The sequence below is a fragment of the Sphingomonas daechungensis genome, from assembly GCF_014489495.1.
Taxonomy (GTDB): Bacteria; Pseudomonadota; Alphaproteobacteria; order Sphingomonadales; family Sphingomonadaceae; genus Sphingomicrobium; species Sphingomicrobium daechungense.
Window position 1 is genome coordinate 1,457,162 of the sequence record NZ_CP060780.1, and the last position, 17,026, is coordinate 1,474,187.

General features: G+C 63.3%; 20 protein-coding genes and 3 pseudogenes. 9 read left to right on the forward strand and 14 right to left on the reverse strand.

All coding sequences use genetic code 11. The features are described from left to right. Positions 1 to 4 precede the first annotated feature (4 nt). On the reverse strand, positions 5 to 187 hold the full coding sequence (locus tag H9L15_RS07760; RefSeq protein ID WP_187713700.1) for a hypothetical protein: 183 nt from the start codon (positions 185 to 187) through the stop codon (positions 5 to 7). 189 nt (positions 188 to 376) lie between these two features. Between H9L15_RS07760 and H9L15_RS07765 the strand changes: the two genes are divergently transcribed. Then, on the forward strand, positions 377 to 1,018 hold the full coding sequence (locus H9L15_RS07765; protein ID WP_187713701.1) for a thermonuclease family protein: 642 nt from the start codon (positions 377 to 379) through the stop codon (positions 1,016 to 1,018). A 6-nt stretch (positions 1,019 to 1,024) separates the two neighbouring features. On the opposite strand, the gene H9L15_RS07770 is transcribed toward H9L15_RS07765, so the two are convergent. Further along, complete coding sequence (locus tag H9L15_RS07770; RefSeq protein ID WP_187713702.1) at positions 1,025 to 1,465, reverse strand: hypothetical protein; 441 nt, start codon at positions 1,463 to 1,465, stop codon at positions 1,025 to 1,027. Positions 1,466 to 1,528: 63 nt separating this feature from the next. Here H9L15_RS07770 and ppk2 point away from each other — a divergent pair. The 4 genes and pseudogenes from ppk2 (at position 1,529) to H9L15_RS07790 (ending at position 3,932) form a co-directional block, all read left to right on the forward strand. Then, a pseudogene (ppk2, locus tag H9L15_RS07775) lies at positions 1,529 to 2,307 on the forward strand (polyphosphate kinase 2). A 137-nt stretch (positions 2,308 to 2,444) separates the two neighbouring features. Then, positions 2,445 to 2,858 (forward strand): thermonuclease family protein, encoded by a 414-nt coding sequence (locus H9L15_RS07780; RefSeq protein ID WP_223276091.1) that lies wholly within the window; start codon positions 2,445 to 2,447, stop codon positions 2,856 to 2,858. Positions 2,859 to 2,861: 3 nt separating this feature from the next. Continuing rightward, a complete protein-coding gene (locus H9L15_RS07785; RefSeq protein WP_187713704.1) occupies positions 2,862 to 3,542 on the forward strand; it encodes a hypothetical protein in 681 nt (226 codons plus the stop codon). Between the two features lie 42 nt (positions 3,543 to 3,584). Continuing rightward, positions 3,585 to 3,932 carry an HNH endonuclease gene (locus H9L15_RS07790; protein WP_187713705.1) on the forward strand — a complete coding sequence of 116 codons (348 nt, stop codon included), beginning with the start codon at positions 3,585 to 3,587 and terminating at the stop codon, positions 3,930 to 3,932. Here H9L15_RS07790 and H9L15_RS07795 read toward each other — a convergent pair. Beyond that, positions 3,929 to 4,306: an excalibur calcium-binding domain-containing protein gene (locus tag H9L15_RS07795; protein ID WP_223276092.1), complete on the reverse strand. Its 378-nt coding sequence runs from the start codon at positions 4,304 to 4,306 to the stop codon at positions 3,929 to 3,931. The genes H9L15_RS07790 and H9L15_RS07795 overlap by 4 nt on opposite strands. A 46-nt stretch (positions 4,307 to 4,352) precedes the next feature. Further along, on the reverse strand, positions 4,353 to 5,381 hold the full coding sequence (locus H9L15_RS07800; RefSeq protein WP_223276093.1) for a L,D-transpeptidase family protein: 1,029 nt from the start codon (positions 5,379 to 5,381) through the stop codon (positions 4,353 to 4,355). Positions 5,382 to 5,491: 110 nt separating this feature from the next. On the opposite strand from H9L15_RS07800, the gene H9L15_RS07805 reads away from it, so the two are divergent. After that, on the forward strand, positions 5,492 to 5,743 hold the full coding sequence (locus tag H9L15_RS07805; RefSeq protein WP_187713707.1) for a hypothetical protein: 252 nt from the start codon (positions 5,492 to 5,494) through the stop codon (positions 5,741 to 5,743). 952 nt (positions 5,744 to 6,695) lie between these two features. Next, entirely contained in the window at positions 6,696 to 6,785 is a 90-nt protein-coding gene (locus tag H9L15_RS07810; protein ID WP_223276094.1) for a DUF2200 family protein, read from the forward strand. A 119-nt stretch (positions 6,786 to 6,904) separates the two neighbouring features. Here the strand turns inward: H9L15_RS07810 and H9L15_RS07815 are convergent, their stop codons facing one another. The 8 genes and pseudogenes from H9L15_RS07815 to H9L15_RS07850 all read right to left on the reverse strand — a co-directional run bounded on the left by H9L15_RS07815 (position 6,905) and on the right by H9L15_RS07850 (position 13,713). Next, positions 6,905 to 7,354: a DpnI domain-containing protein gene (locus H9L15_RS07815; RefSeq protein WP_187713708.1), complete on the reverse strand. Its 450-nt coding sequence runs from the start codon at positions 7,352 to 7,354 to the stop codon at positions 6,905 to 6,907. Positions 7,355 to 8,128: 774 nt separating this feature from the next. Further along, entirely contained in the window at positions 8,129 to 9,205 is a 1,077-nt protein-coding gene (locus tag H9L15_RS07820; protein WP_187715838.1) for a ribonucleotide-diphosphate reductase subunit beta, read from the reverse strand. 4 nt (positions 9,206 to 9,209) lie between these two features. Then, the gene (locus H9L15_RS07825; RefSeq protein ID WP_187713709.1) at positions 9,210 to 9,419 is read right to left on the reverse strand and encodes a hypothetical protein; all 210 of its coding nucleotides are present in this window, start codon (positions 9,417 to 9,419) and stop codon (positions 9,210 to 9,212) included. Further along, complete coding sequence (locus H9L15_RS07830) at positions 9,419 to 9,757, reverse strand: hypothetical protein (protein ID WP_187713710.1); 339 nt, start codon at positions 9,755 to 9,757, stop codon at positions 9,419 to 9,421. The genes H9L15_RS07825 and H9L15_RS07830 overlap by 1 nt, the downstream gene beginning before the upstream one ends. 58 nt (positions 9,758 to 9,815) lie before the next feature. Then, complete coding sequence (locus H9L15_RS07835; RefSeq protein WP_187713711.1) at positions 9,816 to 10,016, reverse strand: hypothetical protein; 201 nt, start codon at positions 10,014 to 10,016, stop codon at positions 9,816 to 9,818. Beyond that, entirely contained in the window at positions 10,013 to 10,189 is a 177-nt protein-coding gene (locus H9L15_RS07840; RefSeq protein WP_187713712.1) for a hypothetical protein, read from the reverse strand. Before H9L15_RS07840 ends, H9L15_RS07835 begins: the two co-directional genes overlap by 4 nt. Further along, positions 10,171 to 12,041 (reverse strand): annotated as a pseudogene (locus tag H9L15_RS07845) (ribonucleoside-diphosphate reductase subunit alpha). The gene H9L15_RS07840 and the pseudogene H9L15_RS07845 overlap by 19 nt, the downstream one beginning before the upstream one ends. Before the next feature lie 355 nt (positions 12,042 to 12,396). Continuing rightward, a pseudogene (locus H9L15_RS07850) lies at positions 12,397 to 13,713 on the reverse strand (SLC13 family permease). Positions 13,714 to 13,827: 114 nt separating this feature from the next. On the opposite strand from H9L15_RS07850, the gene H9L15_RS07855 reads away from it, so the two are divergent. Then, a complete protein-coding gene (locus tag H9L15_RS07855) occupies positions 13,828 to 14,508 on the forward strand; it encodes a transglutaminase domain-containing protein (RefSeq protein WP_187713713.1) in 681 nt (226 codons plus the stop codon). Positions 14,509 to 14,668: 160 nt separating this feature from the next. Next, positions 14,669 to 15,109 (forward strand): aminopeptidase P family protein, encoded by a 441-nt coding sequence (locus H9L15_RS07860; protein WP_262984967.1) that lies wholly within the window; start codon positions 14,669 to 14,671, stop codon positions 15,107 to 15,109. Between the two features lie 314 nt (positions 15,110 to 15,423). On the opposite strand, the gene H9L15_RS07865 is transcribed toward H9L15_RS07860, so the two are convergent. Further along, positions 15,424 to 16,320 (reverse strand): HAD family hydrolase, encoded by an 897-nt coding sequence (locus tag H9L15_RS07865; RefSeq protein WP_223276095.1) that lies wholly within the window; start codon positions 16,318 to 16,320, stop codon positions 15,424 to 15,426. Continuing rightward, positions 16,317 to 16,958, reverse strand: a complete 642-nt coding sequence (locus H9L15_RS07870; protein WP_187713714.1) for a 2'-5' RNA ligase family protein — start codon at positions 16,956 to 16,958, stop codon at positions 16,317 to 16,319. The genes H9L15_RS07865 and H9L15_RS07870 overlap by 4 nt, the downstream gene beginning before the upstream one ends. Positions 16,959 to 17,026 lie beyond the last annotated feature (68 nt).

Here is a 17,026-nt window from a genome sequence, read left to right on the forward strand (position 1 = left end):
AGCGTCATGTCGCGCACGCGACCGTTCCGATGCTGTTGAGCGCTTCCTGCAGGGCCTTCTGATCGGCGTCGGTCACCGGTGCGCCGCTGACGTCGGTCACGTTGGTCTCGCCATTGGATTGCGTGTCATCGGGACCGGCGACATCGTAGGCGAGCCACAGGATACCGGCGGCCCACAGCAACGCCATCCAGCGGCTCCTGAAGATCGTGCTGCCTCGCATCGGTACCATGCGCAAAGTATCGCGCAGCGCCGGTTAAGGACGAATTGCGCGCGCCTTCACTTTTTCCGGCCTCGTCCCGCCGAATTGCCTCTTTCCACGGCGATGCATCCGTTGCTTGGCTCCGTTCGTTGACGGAGCGATTCGCGGGAAGACCAATTGGCGAGGCGCAGAGACAATCTCGTACCCGATGAGCCGCAGGACTCGCGGCGATGGACGCGTTTTGCCGACTACTGGCCGAACGCCGACGACCATATTCGCGAAGCCGCAGCCACGGCTCCCGGCAAGCTTGCGGCCTACGGGTCTCGACCCCGTCATGACGCGCCAAGGCCGAAGCGACGCGGTTTCCTCATCCCGATCCTCGCTGTCCTGGTCGCGATTGGAATCAGCCTGTGGGCAAGCGGGTGGCTCCAAGGCGGCATCGGCCGCCCGTCCGAAGCCTCTTCAAGGAGCCGTGGTCTTGTCTTCGGCTCCTGCGGCGAAGGCGGAGTGACCAATTGTGTCGTCAGCGGCGACACCTTTTACCTCGGAGGCAAGACGGTCCGGATTGCCGGGATCGAAGCGCCTCAGGTCTACGGCGCGACTTGCCCGAAGGAAGCGGAGCTAGGTCGCGCGTCCGCCAGGAGGCTGCAGGCCCTGCTGAACTCCGGTGAGATCGAAATGACGAAGGTCGCCCCGGACCTCGATCGCTACGGCCTGCTGCTGAGGACCGTCTCGATCAATGGCAGGGAAGTCGGCCGGGAGATGGTCGAAGCCGGGTTCGCGCGGAACATCGGGGACATGACCCGCAGCTGGTGCTGACCGCCCTTAGTATGTGACGGGGACGTAGAACTGGCCGCGGCTGTCGTAATGCTTGCCGTCAATCGTCAGCATCCAGTCGCCCCACGGGTCTTTCGGTCCGATCGAAAGCTTCGATCCGCAAACCGGCTTCTCGAAGAAGCTGTACCAGGATCCCGCGTTCGAACGCTCGTAGACGTCGATGGCCTTGCCGCCCGGACACGATGTCGAGGGCGCGACTACGACGAACTGACGGTTCGGGCCATCGTAGATCTGCATCCGGCCAAAGCAGGCCTTGGGGTTCTGTCCATGTTTGAGGTCGTTGTCCTTCGCGACTTTGCGGCCTTCGGTCACGACCGCGCCCGCACAGGCAATCGCAATCACTTGCCCGCGTGGGGTCGGCGCGGCGATAGCGGTCGACGGCGGGAGCACTGCAAGGCTGAGGAGTGTCAGGCAGGCTGTCTTGCGCATCACGGACTCCCTGTTTCCGATCACTGACGTTAGGCTGGCTTTCCATCTGGGGAAAGGCGGCGAATGTCGAACCTCAAGCGCAAGAAATACGAGAAGCTGCTGGAGCCCATGCAGGAAGAGCTGGTCGGCATGGCGCATTGGGTCGCGGCGACCGGCCAGCGCGTCGTGGTCCTGTTCGAAGGCCGCGATACCGCCGGGAAGGGGGTGCGATCCAGGCGGTCGCTGGCCAGCTCAATCCCCGTCAATGTCATGTCGTCGCTTTGGCCAAGCCGAGCGAGGAAGAACGCAGCCAGTGGTACTTCCAGCGCTACGTCGCCCATCTGCCCTGTGCCGGGCAGATCACTCTCTTCGACCGCAGCTGGTACAACCGAGCAGGGGTCGAGAAAGTCATGGGCTTTGCGACCGAGGAGCAGGTCGCGGCCTTTCTGAAAGCCGTCCCGCAATTCGAGCGGATGCTCGTCGCCGACGGCATCCTGTTCTTCAAATATTGGCTGACTTGCGATCAGGAGAAGCAGGAAGAACGCTTCGCGGAACGGGTCGAGGATCCGCTGAAGCGCTGGAAGCTCTCGCCGATCGACCAGGCTGCGCGGGAGAAATATGACGACTACACGCGGGCGCGGGAGGCGATGCTGAAGGCGACCCACACGAAAGAGGCGCCGTGGACCCTGGTCGATTTCAACGACCAGCGTCGCGGCCGGCTGACTCTCGTCCGCGACCTTCTCGATCGCCTGCCGGACACCAAGTGCGAGGATGCCAAGCTCGATTGGCCGGCGCTCGGGCACAAGCCGGCGAAGGAGACGTTTGGCGTCCTGAAGCCGATTCCCAACACTCCGGTCGCCTGATGCGATTTCGGCGGCGTTCGCAGGCGCCGCGCTTCTGGCCCCGCAAACGCCAAAGCCGGCTTGGGCGAATAGCTTTCGTCGCCCGGCCGTTCGGGCTGGCAGCTGTGCTCGCCGTGATCTGGGCGGGTGCCGACCCAATGCTGATCGACCCGCCGGGCTTCCTGTCGAGTGAGCCGGAGCGCGTCTCGGAGACTTTCTCGCGGTGCGGGCCCGGGCGTTCGCACGCCTGCGTGATCGATGGCGACACCTTCAAGCTTGGCCAGCGCAAGGTCCGGATCATCGGCATCGACGCGCCTGAAACGCATGAACCGAACTGCCCGGAAGAAGCGCGGCTTGGCGAACAGGCGACGGCAAAGCTCCGGCAACTGCTCAACCAGGGTCCGTTCGAGATGATCGCGCCGGTCTACGGCAAGCAGGACCGCTATGGCCGCGATCTCCGTACGATCCGGCGGACCTTGCCCAACGGGACCGAGCAGTCCATCGCCGACGACATGCGCGAAAGCGGCCTCGCGCATCGCTACCTCGGAGGGATCAAGCCGGGCTGGTGCTAAGATGTGCCGACCCGGAAGAATGCACTCCAGGTGCAACTTCTGTTCATCTTCCCTCCGGCATTGCCCGGCGGGGCATCGTTGAAGCAGGATGGCGTTATGTTGAGTGCCCTGCCGATATTCCTCGCCGCGGCTGCAGCCCAGCCCGCAGCGGAGCAGGCGACCGAGGCCGCGGCCGCGCAGTACGGGCCGGCGCTCCCTGCCGTGCCCAAGCCGAAGGTCGTGCCTGCGGCGGCGGCAGTCGATCCATGCAAGCCGGTCGAGACCAAGGACGTCAAGGGCGATACGCAGGAAATCGTCGTCTGCGCGCCGCGGGTGGAAGGCTATCGCATCGACCCCGACGTGCTGGAAGCGCAGCGCATCAAGAAGAATCTGGTGAAGCGCCGGCGGCCCGAGCGGCTGGTGGACACGTCGTGCCAAGCGGTAGGGCCCATGGGCTGTCGGAACGGGGCCGGGATCAACCTGCTCGCGGCGGCTGTCACGGCAGCGACGATGATCGAAAAGGCGGTGAAAGGCGAGAACGTCGGCGAGATGTTCATCACCGATCCGCAGCCGGACGAGTATCAGCTCTACAAGGAAGCCAAGGCCGCCCGCGAGGCAAAGGAGGCCGAGCAGGCCGCGGCGCTGAAGGCCAAGGCGGCGGCACAGGCGGCCGCCACAGCGGCTCCAGCTCCGTCGGCCCAATAGAAGCTAACTTCGCGGTAAGCATCGCGGGTTAGACTGCGGTGCATGACCGGATCGATCATCATCCGTTACGTAAATCCGTGGAAGTTCCGGCGCGATCAGAACGCGCAGCGGCTGACGGCGATTCGCGGCCGCGACGGGGACAATTGCCGGCGCTGCAAGCGGCCGATGCAGTTCGACCTTCCGACCGGCCACGACATGCTGCCCAGGGTGGAAATGATCGTTCCGGTGTCGGCGGGCGGCAGCGAGGAGCTCGACAACCTCTGCCTGACTCACGTCCGCTGCAACGCGAAGCACGGCTGCGACACCGCCGAGGTCAAGGAGCGCGCCCGGATCAAGAACGAATCCGACCTGTTCGCCAAGTCGAAGCAGAAGAGGCGGCGGCGCGCCTAGCCGCGGCGAATCGGTTCGCAGGCGACTCCGTCGCCGTCGCCATCCATCTCGACTCGATAACCTGGATCGCCGGCGTAGAGCGGGGCCTTGCCGAGCGCGCGCACCTCGTTGCAACCGGCGTAGAACACGCTCCTCTCGGCCGCATGGCGCTCCTGCGCGGCGGAGGCGGATTCGCCGGCCGACCAGGCGCTGTCGGCAACGTCCTGCTCTTCGGTCTGCGGGACCTGGACGAGCGCGGGCGACTTGGCCGTCTGGCGCACCTTGGCGTCCGCGGACGGCTTGGGACCGTAGGTCGGCGCGCTGGTCAGCAGTGAGGGGCCGACGAAGCCCGCCAGTCCGCCAATTACGATCGCGCCGATGAGAAGACCTCTCATTTCCATGCGACGATGATCGCACGGGCGGGTTTCGAAGGCGTAAAGGCTACTTCACGGGATCCGCGCTGGCGAGGACGGCGAGGGTCTGGCCGGTGGTGGTCGGCAGCACCTTGGCCTCGGTGACCAGCGCGGTCGTCCCCGGAACGATCGCAGCGCGCAGCGCCTGCTGGAACGGCGCGGGCATATGGACTTGAGACAGAATGGTGATGTCGGCGGGCTTGCCCTGATCGCCGTCGTGGCCGGGCACGGCGACGTACATCCAGCGCAGCCCGCCGGGCGCGGCGGCGGCCGTCAGGACGTGGGTCTGGAAGTCGGCGTTCGGCACCGTGATCCGCGCACGCCCGATCTCGACTCCGTTGCGAAGAACGATAGCGCGCTGGTCGCTCTTGGAGACGATGATGGTCAGCGGCCCGCTCGGTGACGCCTGCGGAGTCCAGCGATAGTCCTCGCCCGAGGCCAGCGGCGTATTGTTGCCGAGGCCCGCGGAGTCCGGCTCGAGCACGCCAGGCGACGGCGCGACGACGGGCTGTCCGTAGTTGTTGGCGATGATCACCGTTCCGCCCATGTGGGTGATCCCGAACAGCAGCTTCGAGAATTCCAGCGGCAAGTGCACGCAGCCGTGGCTTTCGGGATAGCCCGGGAGGCCGCCGGCGTGGAGCGCGACGCCCTGCCACGTGAGCCGCTCCTGATAGGGCATCGGCGCGTCGTTATACTTGCTCGAATGGTGGTTCGGATCCTTCTGCAGGATCGTGAACACGCCGGTCGGAGTTTCGTAGCCGGGCTTGCCGGAGGAGACGGTGGAGACCGCGATGCGGACGCCGTTGCGGTAGACGGTGGCGATCTGCGCGGCGAGGTCGACGTAGACCAGGACCGGACCGTCGGGAGCGACTTCCGGAGCCCAGACCCACTGGCCGGGCTTCAGGTCCTGGGCCAGCCGGGCGAGCTCGATCGGCGAAGTCACCGTCGATCCCTGCGCGAAGGCCGGCGAGGCGGCGACGGAGGCGAGGGCAAGCGAAGCGGCGGCGATGCGAAGGGCGAACGGCAGGCGCGGATGGATCATGGTCAGACGCTCCACTTGGCGGAGTTCGGAGCGCAACGCCTAACATATGATAATGACCTGCTAAAGCATGCCATTGCGCATCAGCGCTAACCCAATGCTAACCACGCGGCTGTAGCATCCGGCGCATGGCCAGTCCGCTCAAGCCCGGGAAGCAGTCCGTCGATCTTGCGGCGCCCGTGCGCGTATCCAAGATCCGTCGCGACCCGCCACCGCCGGTCAAGAAAACCGTCGTCCGCGACCCCGACGAGCGAGAAACACGAACGGTGGTGTTCGGCGTGGTCGCCTTCGCGGTCGCGATCTTCATCGTCACCCTGGGCTTCAGCGCCTATTCGGGCTGGTCGCCGGGCGATGTGACGGTCAACGGCACGCTTGATTGAGTTGTCGGCGGCCGCGCTGCCGCCTCGCGAAAGTTGACGATGTTGGATTTCCCTTGAGGGGAAGTTGACCAAGTTGACCGTGTTGCATGCTTTTCGCGAAGCATGGAAGTTCGCCAAGTTGACCCCTCTACGCGCATGTGCGGGCATCCGCGTGCACGTGTGGAATGGCGTTGAGAGAGACAGGCCTTCAAAGGTTTGCGGATGCATCCGCACGATAGGACACAAGTAGGGGCCTGTAGGACAGCAAAATCACGAACCGGCGGGTATGGGACAGTTGCGTTGGGGCTGGCGCGCATTACGCTCAGGTAAGCTCGGGGAGGATATTGCCGTGCGCCAACTCGCCGTCCGCTTGTTAATCGGACTCGCGCTCGTCTCGATCTGTCTTGAAGGGCCGGCGCCCGGTCAAGCCGCGGCGCCATCGGCTCCCGTCGTCTGGAACGCGGATTTCGAAGATAACCACTGCACGATCACAACCGGCAGCATTCATACGCTTGGCCTTTCGCTTTGGATGACTCCGGGCGATTTCGAGCCCGAGCTTTATGTCGTCGGTCCTCCCGATAGGGTCCCGAGATTGGAAGGCTCCATCCGTGTGGAAGCCGGTTCGGGCGGCCAAAGTTTCGATGCGATTTCATCCGTAGAAACGCGAGGCGGCGCGCGCGTCCTGCACATCGTTCAACTTCCGTACGAGTTCACGGCAGCATTCGCTTCTTCGAGCGAAATTCGCTTGAAGTTGCCCGGTCGAAGTCTGGTCGTCCCATAAAGGAGCAGGGAAGGCAGTGGTCGCCCTTCGAAAGTGCGTTGACGAGATGCTTCCCGGCTGGGGCATCGATCCCAAGACTTTCGCAGCATTACAGAAGCCTCCCACGGAGATCAGGGGAAATACTGGATTAGCGGCGAAGATTACCCTGCGGACGCGCAAAGGGCGGATTGGTCTGGCTATTTAGTCGTCAGATTGGACGTAGAGCGCGAGATCCGCTATCTCGACAAGCTCATCGACGAGCTCGCCAAGGGAAAGGCGATGGGTGCGATCCTCCGAGCGTAGGTGAGCGAATTCGCAGAATTCGGGAGCCAACGCGAAGAGCTGGAGAGCGGCCGGCGGGTCGGCAAAGCCGAACCTGTTCGACGTCACGAATTTACTTCGGGACGGCTTCTTCCAACCAATCAGGCAATTCGAACCAGCCTGTCGGCGACATGCGTGAGGCGGTACAGGAAGCCCTGCCACCCCGCACGCCTGGCTGTAGCGCTTAGCGGATTCCGGGCGTCGAAGATCGATGCATCCTGAAGGTCGGCGGAGAGGTAGTAGATTGCCTTTCGCTTGTCCGTCTTTCCCACCGCAACAATGAACAGGGGAAAGTAAATTCCGGAATCCATGCGCTCCTTTTGGGGCGCCCAAGCTGCTCCTAGGATTGTGTCCGGCTTCCGATCGACATCATCGACCCGTGTGGCCTTCACCTGAGCGAGATAGCCGCAGAAGTCGCAGATTAAGTCGGCGCAACGGAAGTTTGTTGGAAGGCGCTTGAGTGTTTTCGTGCGCTTGCATTGGGGGCAATCGCAGGTTGCGGCGACGAGCTTTTCGCCTAGCTCGCCGAGGTCTTGCTTGTCGGTCGCCACCCGAATCTCCCGCTTTTCCAGCGGTAGATCTGAAAAGGCTTCGTTCCACAAGAACGGTCGGCTAGCAATTTCATGTGGGACGGGGACCGCAAGACCGACAAGGTGAGTGGCTTAGCCCGGACGCTTATGACGCACTCAGCCCGAAGGAAAAGCGCGACCTTTGGGCACGTCGGCAGATCGAGCGAAAGTATGGTCGCCGTAGGCAATCGCATAGCAGGCGTCGGAATAATCCTCTGGCCGAGACGTTGGTTGGCTTCGCCATTTTCGGCGCGTTGATCGCCGGGGTGTTCGCTTGGCAGTCGAAGCCCATGTCGTGGTTCAGTTCTCCCGCGCTGACTGCCAGCGGGAGAAAGCCGTCACGGCAAACTTTCGGCTTTGTCACATCGGCGGCGGGACGAATTGTGTCGTGGATGGCGACACGATCTGGCTGGAGGGGCAGAACATCCGGATTGCCGACATCGATGCGCCGGAAACGCATGAGTTCGATTGTCAGGAAGAGAAAGCCCTTGGCGACCGAGCGACGCTAAGGCTGCAAGAGGTGGTGAGCCACCACACAAGTACCCCAGAAATGATGGCCACGAGCAAAGCCGTAGCTGTCGTGACTGAGAACTTTCGCCAATCCATAGGGCCCCGTAAATTCATCGCACCTTATGGCGCGATAAGTTCCGGGGCAATTAGTCAGGTCGCGCTTCCGTCGCCGCAGCAACTACAGCAAGTGCGTGCGCCTTTATTCATCCTAGGCCGTGATGAGAAACTAGGGGCACCAAGCACTAGTCACTCCGCCGCCACTCCAGCCTTTTCGAACATGTCGCCAGTCTCAGCACTGTCAGCCGCCGCCTCAGCCGCCTCGCCGCCTGACCCATCGTTCGCGGCCGCCTTCGCCTTCTGCCGGCGATCGAAATTGTCCCACACCTCGCCCCAGTTCCCACGCGTCGCCGCCTTCGAATATTCCGTCGCGCGGGTTTCGAAGAAGTTGGCGTGCTCGACGCCGTTCAGCAGCGGCGCGAGCCACGGCAGCGGGTGGTCGTCGACCATGTAGATCGGCGCGAAGCCGAGCTGCCCCAGCCGCCAGTCGGCGATGTAGCGGATGTACTTCTTGATCTGCTTGGGCGTCATGCCCTCCACCGGGCCCATCTCGAACGCCAGGTCGATGAACGCATCTTCCAGCCGAACCGTCTTCTGGCAGGCGTCGATGATCTCTTCCTTCACCGACTTGGTCAGGCAGTTCCGTTCCTTGGTGAAGGCGTGGAACAAACGGATGATGCCTTCGCAGTGAAGGCTCTCGTCGCGGACCGACCAGCTGACGATCTGGCCCATGCCCTTCATCTTGTTGAAGCGCGGGAAGTTCATCAGCATCGCGAAGCTGGCGAACAGCTGCAGCCCCTCGGTGAAGCCGCCGAACATCGCCAGCGTCTTGGCAATGTCCTCGTCGGTGTCGACGCCGAAGTGCTGCAGGTAATCGTGCTTGTCCTTCATCTCCTTGTACTGGAGGAAGGCGCTGTACTCGCTCTCCGGCATGCCGATGGTGTCGAGCAGGTGCGAGTAGGCCGCGATGTGCACCGTCTCCATGTTGGAGAAAGCGGTCAGCATCATCTTGATCTCGGTCGGCTTGAACACGCGGCCATACTTGTCGTGGTAGCAGTCCTGCACCTCGACGTCGGCCTGCGTGAAGAAGCGGAAGATCTGCGTGAGCAGGTTGCGCTCATGCTCGGTGAGCTTCTGCGCCCAGTCGCGACAATCCTCGCCGAGCGGCACTTCCTCCGGCATCCAGTGGATCTGCTGCTGACGCTTCCAATATTCGAACGCCCAGGGGTATTCGAACGGCTTGTACGCTTTGTTGGACTGCAGCAGGGCATCAGTTGGCTCCTTGGGAAAGTGGTGCGCGACCGGCGATCGCGAAGGCGGTGAGCATCAGTCCGAATGCGGCCGCCATCATTCCGGCGATCAGCATTGCGGTGCTCCGAGGGTTCTGGCCGACGCCGCCGCGGACGGCGACGGTCATCGTGGCCACGCCCGCCAATATGGCGATCGGGCCGAGGATCATGAAGAGGGCGAGGGCGCTCATCAGCCGATGTCCTCGACGCGCTTGGCCTTGACGTCGATGACGTTGCGGTCGCGGTAGACGACCTGGCCCTTGCGGGCGCCGACGCCGAACACGACGATGCCGAGGAAATAGCCGAAGTCGTACCAGCCGCCGTTGTTGGGGACGGCGTAGATCGCGACCTTGCTGAAGAAGAGCGAGAATACCCAGGCGACCGGGAAGATGAAGCCATGCCACAGGCCCAGCAGGAAGCCGGGCGAGCCGGATGCGACGGCGGCGCTGTCCTGCGTCGCGGCGCAGGCGGATAGGGCTAGGGCGGCCGCGGCGGCTGCGGCAAATCGAGGCCGGAACGCGCGCGACACCCCGCCGCGCGGGCTCCGGCCTCTTTCCCCACCCGGGGACTGGTGAACTTATGCGCGGTCACTGACCAAGCTCCGCCGGTGACGGCTGGTAGTTGAGCAGGCCGAGGCCGTGGATCACGAGCAGCAGCGCGATAACGAACAGGATCACCGCGCCCTGGCTGCCGTACTGGTCGCCGCCGCGCGGCCGCCGGTACATCCAGACTCCGCCCGCGAAGATCGCGGCCGCGGCGGCAAGCTCGACGATCTGCGCGGTGGTCATCGCTTGAGCAACTCCCCAACGCCCGCCTTCTGCGCATACTGCAGCAGCTCGGCGCTGAAATAGACGGTGGCAAGGAAGCCGATCAGGTCGAGCAGGAGGAGCCCGCCGACGACGGAGCCGGCGACCGTGGCGACCTTGCGCGTCCGCGGCGAGATTACTGGCAGGCGAGACATTCGTCATAGTCCGTGGTCGTGGTGACCTGGATTTCGCGAAGCTCGGGCGTGTTGTCCGCCTCGACCCCGCCGGCGAAACCGGCGCGCTGCACCGACTTTGAGCGGAGGTAATAAAGCGACTTGATACCCAGCTCCCACGCGCGGAAGTGGAGCATCAAGAGGTCCCACTTGTCGACGTCGGCCGGGATGAACAGGTTCAGCGACTGCGCCTGGTCGATGAACGGCGTGCGGTCGCCCGCAAGCTCCAGCAGCCAGCGCTGGTCGATCTCGAAGCTGGTCTTGAACACGTCCTTTTCTTCCTGGGTCAGGAAGTCGAGGTGCTGCACGGAACCGCCCTGCTCGAGGATCGAGTTCCACACCTTGTCGGTGTCCTTGGCCTTGTCCTTGAGCAGCTTCTCGAGGTGCGGATTGCGGATCGAGAAGGAGCCCGACAGCGTCTTGTGCGTGTAGACGTTGGCCGGGATCGGCTCGATGCAGGCCGAGGTGCCGCCGCAGATGATCGAGATCGACGCGGTCGGCGCGATCGCCATCTTGCAGCTGAAGCGCTCCATCACGCCCATGTCGGCGGCGTCCGGGCACGGCCCGCGCTCCTTGGCGAGCATCATCGAGGCTTCGTCGACCTGCGCACGGATGTGCTTGAAGATCTTCATGTTCCACGACTTCGCCATCGCGCCCTCGAACGGGATCGAGCGGGCCTGGAGGAAGGAGTGGAAGCCCATGACGCCGAGGCCGACCGAGCGCTCGCGATCGGCGCTGTACTTGGCGCGCGCCATCTCGTCCGGCGCGCGGGCGATGTAGTCGGAAAGGACGTTGTCGAGGAAGCGCATGACGTCCTCGATGAAGGTCTTGTCGCCCTTCCACTCGTCCCACGTCTCGAGGTTCAGCGAGCTGAGGCAGCAGACGGCGGTGCGGTCGACGCCGAGGTGGTCCTTGCCGGTCGGAAGCGTAATTTCCGAGCAGAGGTTCGAGGTCGACACCTTGAGGCCGAGATCGCGGTGATGCTTCGGCATCGTCTTGTTCACGGCGTCGATGAAGATGATGTACGGTTCGCCCGTCGCGAGGCGGGTCTCGACCAGCTTCTGGAACAACGTGCGGGCATCGACCTTGCCGCGAACGCTGCCGTCCTTGGGGACTTCAGCTCGAACCCGGCGCCGTCGCGGACCGCTTCCATGAACTCGTCGGTGACGAGCACGCCGTGGTGCAGGTTCAGCGCCTTGCGGTTGAAGTCGCCCGACGGCTTCCGGATTTCGAGGAATTCCTCGATCTCCGGGTGGTTGATGTCGAGGTAGCAGGCAGCCGAACCGCGGCGGAGCGAGCCCTGCGAAATGGCGAGCGTCAGGCTGTCCATCACTCGGACGAACGGAATGATGCCGCTGGTCTTGCCGTTGAGGCCGACCGGCTCGCCGATGCCGCGGACGCTGCCCCAATAGGTGCCGATGCCGCCGCCGCGCGAGGCGAGCCAGACGTTTTCGTTCCAGGTGCCAACGATGCCGTCGAGGCTGTCGGACACACTGTTGAGGTAGCAGCTGATCGGGAGGCCGCGGCCAGTGCCGCCATTCGAGAGAACAGGCGTAGCCGGCATGAACCACAGCTTCGAGATGTAGTCGTAGATGCGCTGGGCGTGCTCGGCATCGTCCGCGTAGGCTGCAGCGACGCGGGCGAAGAGGTCCTGATTGGTCTCGCCGGGGAGCAGATAACGGTCCTTCAGCGTCTCCTTGCCGAATTCCGTCAGCAAGGCATCGCGCGACTCATCGGTGGTCACGTCAAACGCCCGGGCGTCGACCGTCTTGCTGGTGCGGACCGCGGTTGCGGTGTCGTCGCTCGGTACTTCTGAGCCGGTTGAAAAATCCATCACGCTTCCCCGTCCGCTGCCGACCTCCGAAGAGATCCTTTGTTCACCAATTGTTCGACTCGGAGCCATGCCGGCGACCCTAGCCGTTTTCGGCGCGTCGCGGGCATTTTCACCACCGTCCCCTGTGGAAATCGGGGACGATTCGGGTCGGCCGCTGGAATAGCATATTCCAGCGTCAGACACCAGTAATTGGGTGTACCCCCCTAATCGCTACAACCTATAGTGCCTCAACTGGCGTGGGACGCAAGCGGATAAATCGCAAGTGAACCAAATATCCTGTGGATGAGTCTTCGCCGCAACGATCGTCCCAAATTGAATCACTGGCGGCCCCGGTTCTGCGTCCGGACTTCGCGCGTCAGAAGGGGAAAAAGATGGGGATGGCGACGATTGCGGCGGTCCAGGTGATCAGGTTCAAGGGGAGGCCGACCTTCACGAAATCGAGAAAGTTGTAGCCCCCCATTTGATAGACAAGGACGTTGGTCTGATAGCCGAAAGGTGTCGCGAAGGCGGCGCTCCCCGCGATCATGACCGCGACCAGAAATGGACGCGGACTGACGTGCAGCGCCTCGGCCATGGACACTGCCACTGGGGTGAACAGGACGGCGACGGTGGCATTCGACAACAGTTCGGTGGCGAACAGAGTTGCCCCGTAAATGACGATGAGGGCTAGCAGGGGCTGAGCTGCTCGAGGTTGCCCACCAGCAAGGCTGTGGCGGAATCCGCAACGCCCGAGACCCGAAGCGCAATCCCGAGAACCAGCATCCCGGCGATCAGCATCAGGACATCCGGGCGCAGTCCGCTATAGGCCTCGTCGGCCGTGATCACCCGAATGAGGATCAGCAAAACTGCCCCGGCGAACGCACAGGCCGCAATCGGGCAAAGTTGAGTGCCGAAAGCACGATCACCGAGATGAAAACGGTCAACGACGCAAAAGCCTTCAAGAGACGCAACGGTCGTTCCGATGCGAATGCGGTTGCCGTGCCGACCTGACCCCCCATGAGGCCAAGACTCGTCGATTCCGTCGATTCCAGCGCCACGGGTTCGCCGTTGCGCCCGTTGCCCCGAATCAGCCTGCCGCTGAAGAACATCAGGTAGATCCCGCCCGAGATGGCCACCACGAGACCGACAGGGGTGATTTCGAATATGCCGAACTTGGGCTGCCCGGCGACGCCGGCCATGTCGTTCACAAGCAGGTTGGTCGACGTTCCGATGAGCGTGCAGCAGCCCCCAAGCACCGCTGCGTAGGACAACGGCATGAGGAAGACTTTGGGAGACAGCCCAAGCGATCTTGCCGCATCGCGGATTACCGGCGCGCCGAGTACGACGATTGGTGTGTTGTTGAGGAAGGATGAGGCTACTCCGCAAGAGCAATGACGATCCACAGGCCCGCTTTGCCGATCCGGCGGCACAAGCTGGCGAGCCCTCTGATCGAAGCATCCAGCAACCCCGACAGTTCCATCGCGTAGGCAATCACGAAGAGCGACGCGAGCGCGATGATCGCCGGGCTGGCGAAGGCACTCTGCACCTGGATCGGCCGGACCACGCCGGTCAGCAGCAAGATGGCGGCTCCCGTCAACGCAACGACGTCTGATCGAAGCTTGTCCCAAATCATGGCGAGAACGACCGCGGCCAGGACGACGAGGGTGATGGCTTGGGGATTGAGACCGTGCATTTGGCACGACAACCCTCTCGGAATGGCAGTGGTTCAGATTTGGGTCTCGACCCCGCGGCATCAACTGTTTGACGCCGATTGTTTCAGGCGTATCGGCGTCGGGTGCGCAAACGAGTGGGTTTCGGCGGCGCCGTTTTCGGCGCGGCCATTGCTGTGCTGTGGTATCAGCAGGTTCCGGCCAGGCCGACTTCGAACGACCTGACGGCGGTGCGGCAGCTATTGCCCGAACACGTGCCGTTAGAGCGAACATTCGATGAGCAGGTCGCGTTCATCCTCCGCGTGCAGAATCGCGTGCTTGCAGCGTCGCCGGAGGAACGCGGCATTCCGCTCGGCCGCTCGCGGGAGATCGTGGACCTCTTGCGCGCCGGTCACGGTGCGTGCTTCGATCGCAGCCGCGCGATCGAGACGGCGCTGAAGGCCAACGGCTTCCGGACCCGCCATGCGTCCATGTACAGCACGGCGAAATCCGGATCCGCACTACGCTCGCTGCTGACCCCGGACACGACATCCCATGCGCTGACCGAAGTCGAGACCAGCCGCGGCTGGATGATCGTGGATTCGAAGACCCATTGGGCGGGGCTGACTGCCGATGGCAGGCCCGTCGATCTGGAAGCGGTCCGCGCCAATCCCAAGCTGCGGTGGAGCAGCGCAGTCAAAGATCCGCTGCCGGAGATTTACGGCGGTCCGCTCACCTGGGTTTACGGCCTCTACAGCCGCCACGGGCGCTTCTATCCTCCCTACGATCCGGTGCCTGACGTGAACTGGGGCGAACTTGCGCAGAATTTGAACATATAAAGATTTCCTTATATGTCGGTTTCATGGATGTGGAGCATGCCCGCTGGGAGGAGCTCACGGCGGCCGAGGACCGGGCGCTGGCGATGCTCGACGCGATTGAGCGCGAGGGCTGATCGCTCCGGGCCGCAGCGAGATCGAGGTCAACCGCGCTATCGCCGAACTGGCCGAACGCGAATTCGGAATCACCCGCAACTGGCACAAGAGGATCGTGCGGGCGGGTGCGAACACAATCTGCGTCTTCAGCGACAATCCGGCCGACCGCGTCATCGAGGCCGACGACATCGTCTACCTCGACCTCGGTCCCGTGTTCGAGGATTGGGAGGCGGACGTCGGCCGCAGCTATGCGGTTGGCGACGATCCTGCGCGGCACGCCTTGGTTGCGGCGCTGCCAGAGGTTTTCGAGCAAGTGCGCGCCCATGCGCTGGCGGATCCGGATATTACCGGCGCAGCGCTTTACGACTTCGCGGTCTTGGCGTCGGAAGAGCGGGGCTACATCTTCGGGGCTCCATTGCCGGCCATATCGTCGGCGAGTTTCCGCACGCGCATCTGCCGGATACGAAGGACAGCCAGCGCATTGCCCCAGCGAACGGCGGGCGATTGAGCGACTGCGACGGGCTTGGCCGCAAGCGGTTCTGGATCATCGAGGTCCATCTGCTGGCGCCGGACCGATCCTATGGCGGCTTTTATGAAAGGCTGCTGCGGCCCGTCTGATTGCCGGGCGCAAAAAGACTATGGGCGGCCCGGACACGATCCGAGCCGCCCACGTCTGGTCCAGCCGGAAAATGTCGAAAGCAACCGGACTAACTTATGTTAGGTCAAGATGACTTAACATCCGGTTACCTTTGATTTTCAATTCTTTCAGCCACTTCGCGCCGGTCTCGATTCAAGCCGGGAAGACGGTCAGCCAGTCCATTCTCATGCTTGCGATCGTCCAGCCTCGCCCGGGCCCTTCGTCCAGCCCGCGGACGAGGGGGCGAGGCCTGCGTCCCTGTCATAGGCAAACTCGCGGTCAGCGTCGTCGTGATGAACGATCAGGCCGAACCTCGGTCCCGGACCGCTGGTGACCCATTCCAGCATGGCGAAGTCGCCGTCGGAATTACCGAAGGCGGCAATGGGCCGCCGTCCGGTATGAGCATTGATCGCGACCGGCTTGCCTTCCTTATCGTTGTAGAAATGGAGGCTTGCCTCGCGCATCAGTGCCGGTTCGCCGTCCTTCACGACGTAGCGCGTGACGTTGCTGCTCCCGATGACCTGCTCCGGAGGAACGCCGTAAAGCTCCTCGCTGAACGTGCGCATGAACTCGATGCCGCCGCCCGAGACGATGAAGATCTTGAACCCGTTCTCCCGAAGCAGTGCGAGGACGCCGAGCATGGGCTGGTAGACGAGTTCGGTGTGCTTCTTGCTGAGTCGCGGATGTTCCGCCTCCGCGATCCAGTCACGCACCAATGCCGCGAAGGCGTCGGTGGACATGCCGGCGTGAGTGGCCATCACCAGTTCGGTCAGGCCTTCCATGCCCGAACCCATGACCGTTGCCAGGCCGTTCTCGATGGCAGCCTTGAAGGGTTGCCGCTCCCGCCATTCAGGGTGCTCCGCGGCAAGCGCCTGAATCTGGTCGATGACGAAGCGGGCCTGAACCGGCACGGGCTGTTCGGCCCACAAGGTGCCGTCATTGTCGAACACGGCAATGCGCTCGCTCGGCCCTATGAAATCGGAACTCCCATCCGTGCTCACCCGGGCAACGAAGTCGATGATGGAGCGCTTCGCCGGACCGTCCGCCCAAGACGACAGCCGCGGATTGCCGGCCGCGGTCATGCAGTCAGATCCCATCGCCGGATCAGCCGGGCCGCAGTTCCAAATGGGCCGAGCTGGTAGATCGCGGCCGACGCAAGCCCATATTCGAAAGGCTCGAAGGGCTCGGCGACCATCCTGTCCAGATAGTCGGTGGGCGCGATCCCCGTGCTGACGTGCGGATTGAAGCGGGCGCCCGCCTGTTCCTCGGAAAAGGTCGACACGTAATTGATCAGCGCCGCATCGAAGGCCGGATTGCCATGACCCCCGGTAAAGGCCTCGATCGTGGCAGTCGGCACGGTGAAGGGCGCGGCTGCTGCAATGACCGCGGATTGGAGAGCCTCGAGCTCCGGCGTTAGCGGAGAGCAGATCCCGGCGACGCCCGCTCCCGGTCCTGGTGCATAATAAAAGCGATCGGCATCGAGCTGCAGATCACCCAGGTTTGCGTCGCGGACAACCTTACCCATTGCTTCGCCGATGGCATCGAGGTCCTCGCTGCCAACGAAGCATTGGAGCAAGGTAATATGCGGGCGGTGCTGCTCGTCGAGGGCGAAGCCGTCCGGGTACGCTTCGCGGAAGCGTGCGTTGTTACGCTCCGCCTGAGCCAGCATTCGCTCGTCCGGCTCCAGAAGCACATCTATCGCAATGACGGACTGTGGCATGCTCTATCTCCCGATTGCTTCCAATCGGTTGGTAGGTCACCGCAAAAGGGGCGCCTATCAGGTGAACG

Bases quoted from the DNA above. Each gene is read 5' to 3' on its own strand.
- H9L15_RS07760 (WP_187713700.1), bottom strand. From the start codon at position 187: ATGGCGTTGCTGTGGGCCGCCGGTATCCTGTGGCTCGCCTACGATGTC.
- H9L15_RS07770 (WP_187713702.1), bottom strand. From the start codon at position 1,465: ATGCGCAAGACAGCCTGCCTGACACTCCTCAGCCTTGCAGTGCTCCCG.
- H9L15_RS07780 (WP_223276091.1), top strand. From the start codon at position 2,445: ATGCTGATCGACCCGCCGGGCTTCCTGTCGAGTGAGCCGGAGCGCGTC.
- H9L15_RS07790 (WP_187713705.1), top strand. From the start codon at position 3,585: ATGACCGGATCGATCATCATCCGTTACGTAAATCCGTGGAAGTTCCGG.
- H9L15_RS07795 (WP_223276092.1), bottom strand. From the start codon at position 4,306: ATGAGAGGTCTTCTCATCGGCGCGATCGTAATTGGCGGACTGGCGGGC.
- H9L15_RS07805 (WP_187713707.1), top strand. From the start codon at position 5,492: ATGGCCAGTCCGCTCAAGCCCGGGAAGCAGTCCGTCGATCTTGCGGCG.
- H9L15_RS07825 (WP_187713709.1), bottom strand. From the start codon at position 9,419: ATGAGCGCCCTCGCCCTCTTCATGATCCTCGGCCCGATCGCCATATTG.
- H9L15_RS07835 (WP_187713711.1), bottom strand. From the start codon at position 10,016: ATGACCACCGCGCAGATCGTCGAGCTTGCCGCCGCGGCCGCGATCTTC.
- H9L15_RS07840 (WP_187713712.1), bottom strand. From the start codon at position 10,189: ATGTCTCGCCTGCCAGTAATCTCGCCGCGGACGCGCAAGGTCGCCACG.
- H9L15_RS07865 (WP_223276095.1), bottom strand. From the start codon at position 16,320: ATGACCGCGGCCGGCAATCCGCGGCTGTCGTCTTGGGCGGACGGTCCG.
- H9L15_RS07870 (WP_187713714.1), bottom strand. From the start codon at position 16,958: ATGCCACAGTCCGTCATTGCGATAGATGTGCTTCTGGAGCCGGACGAG.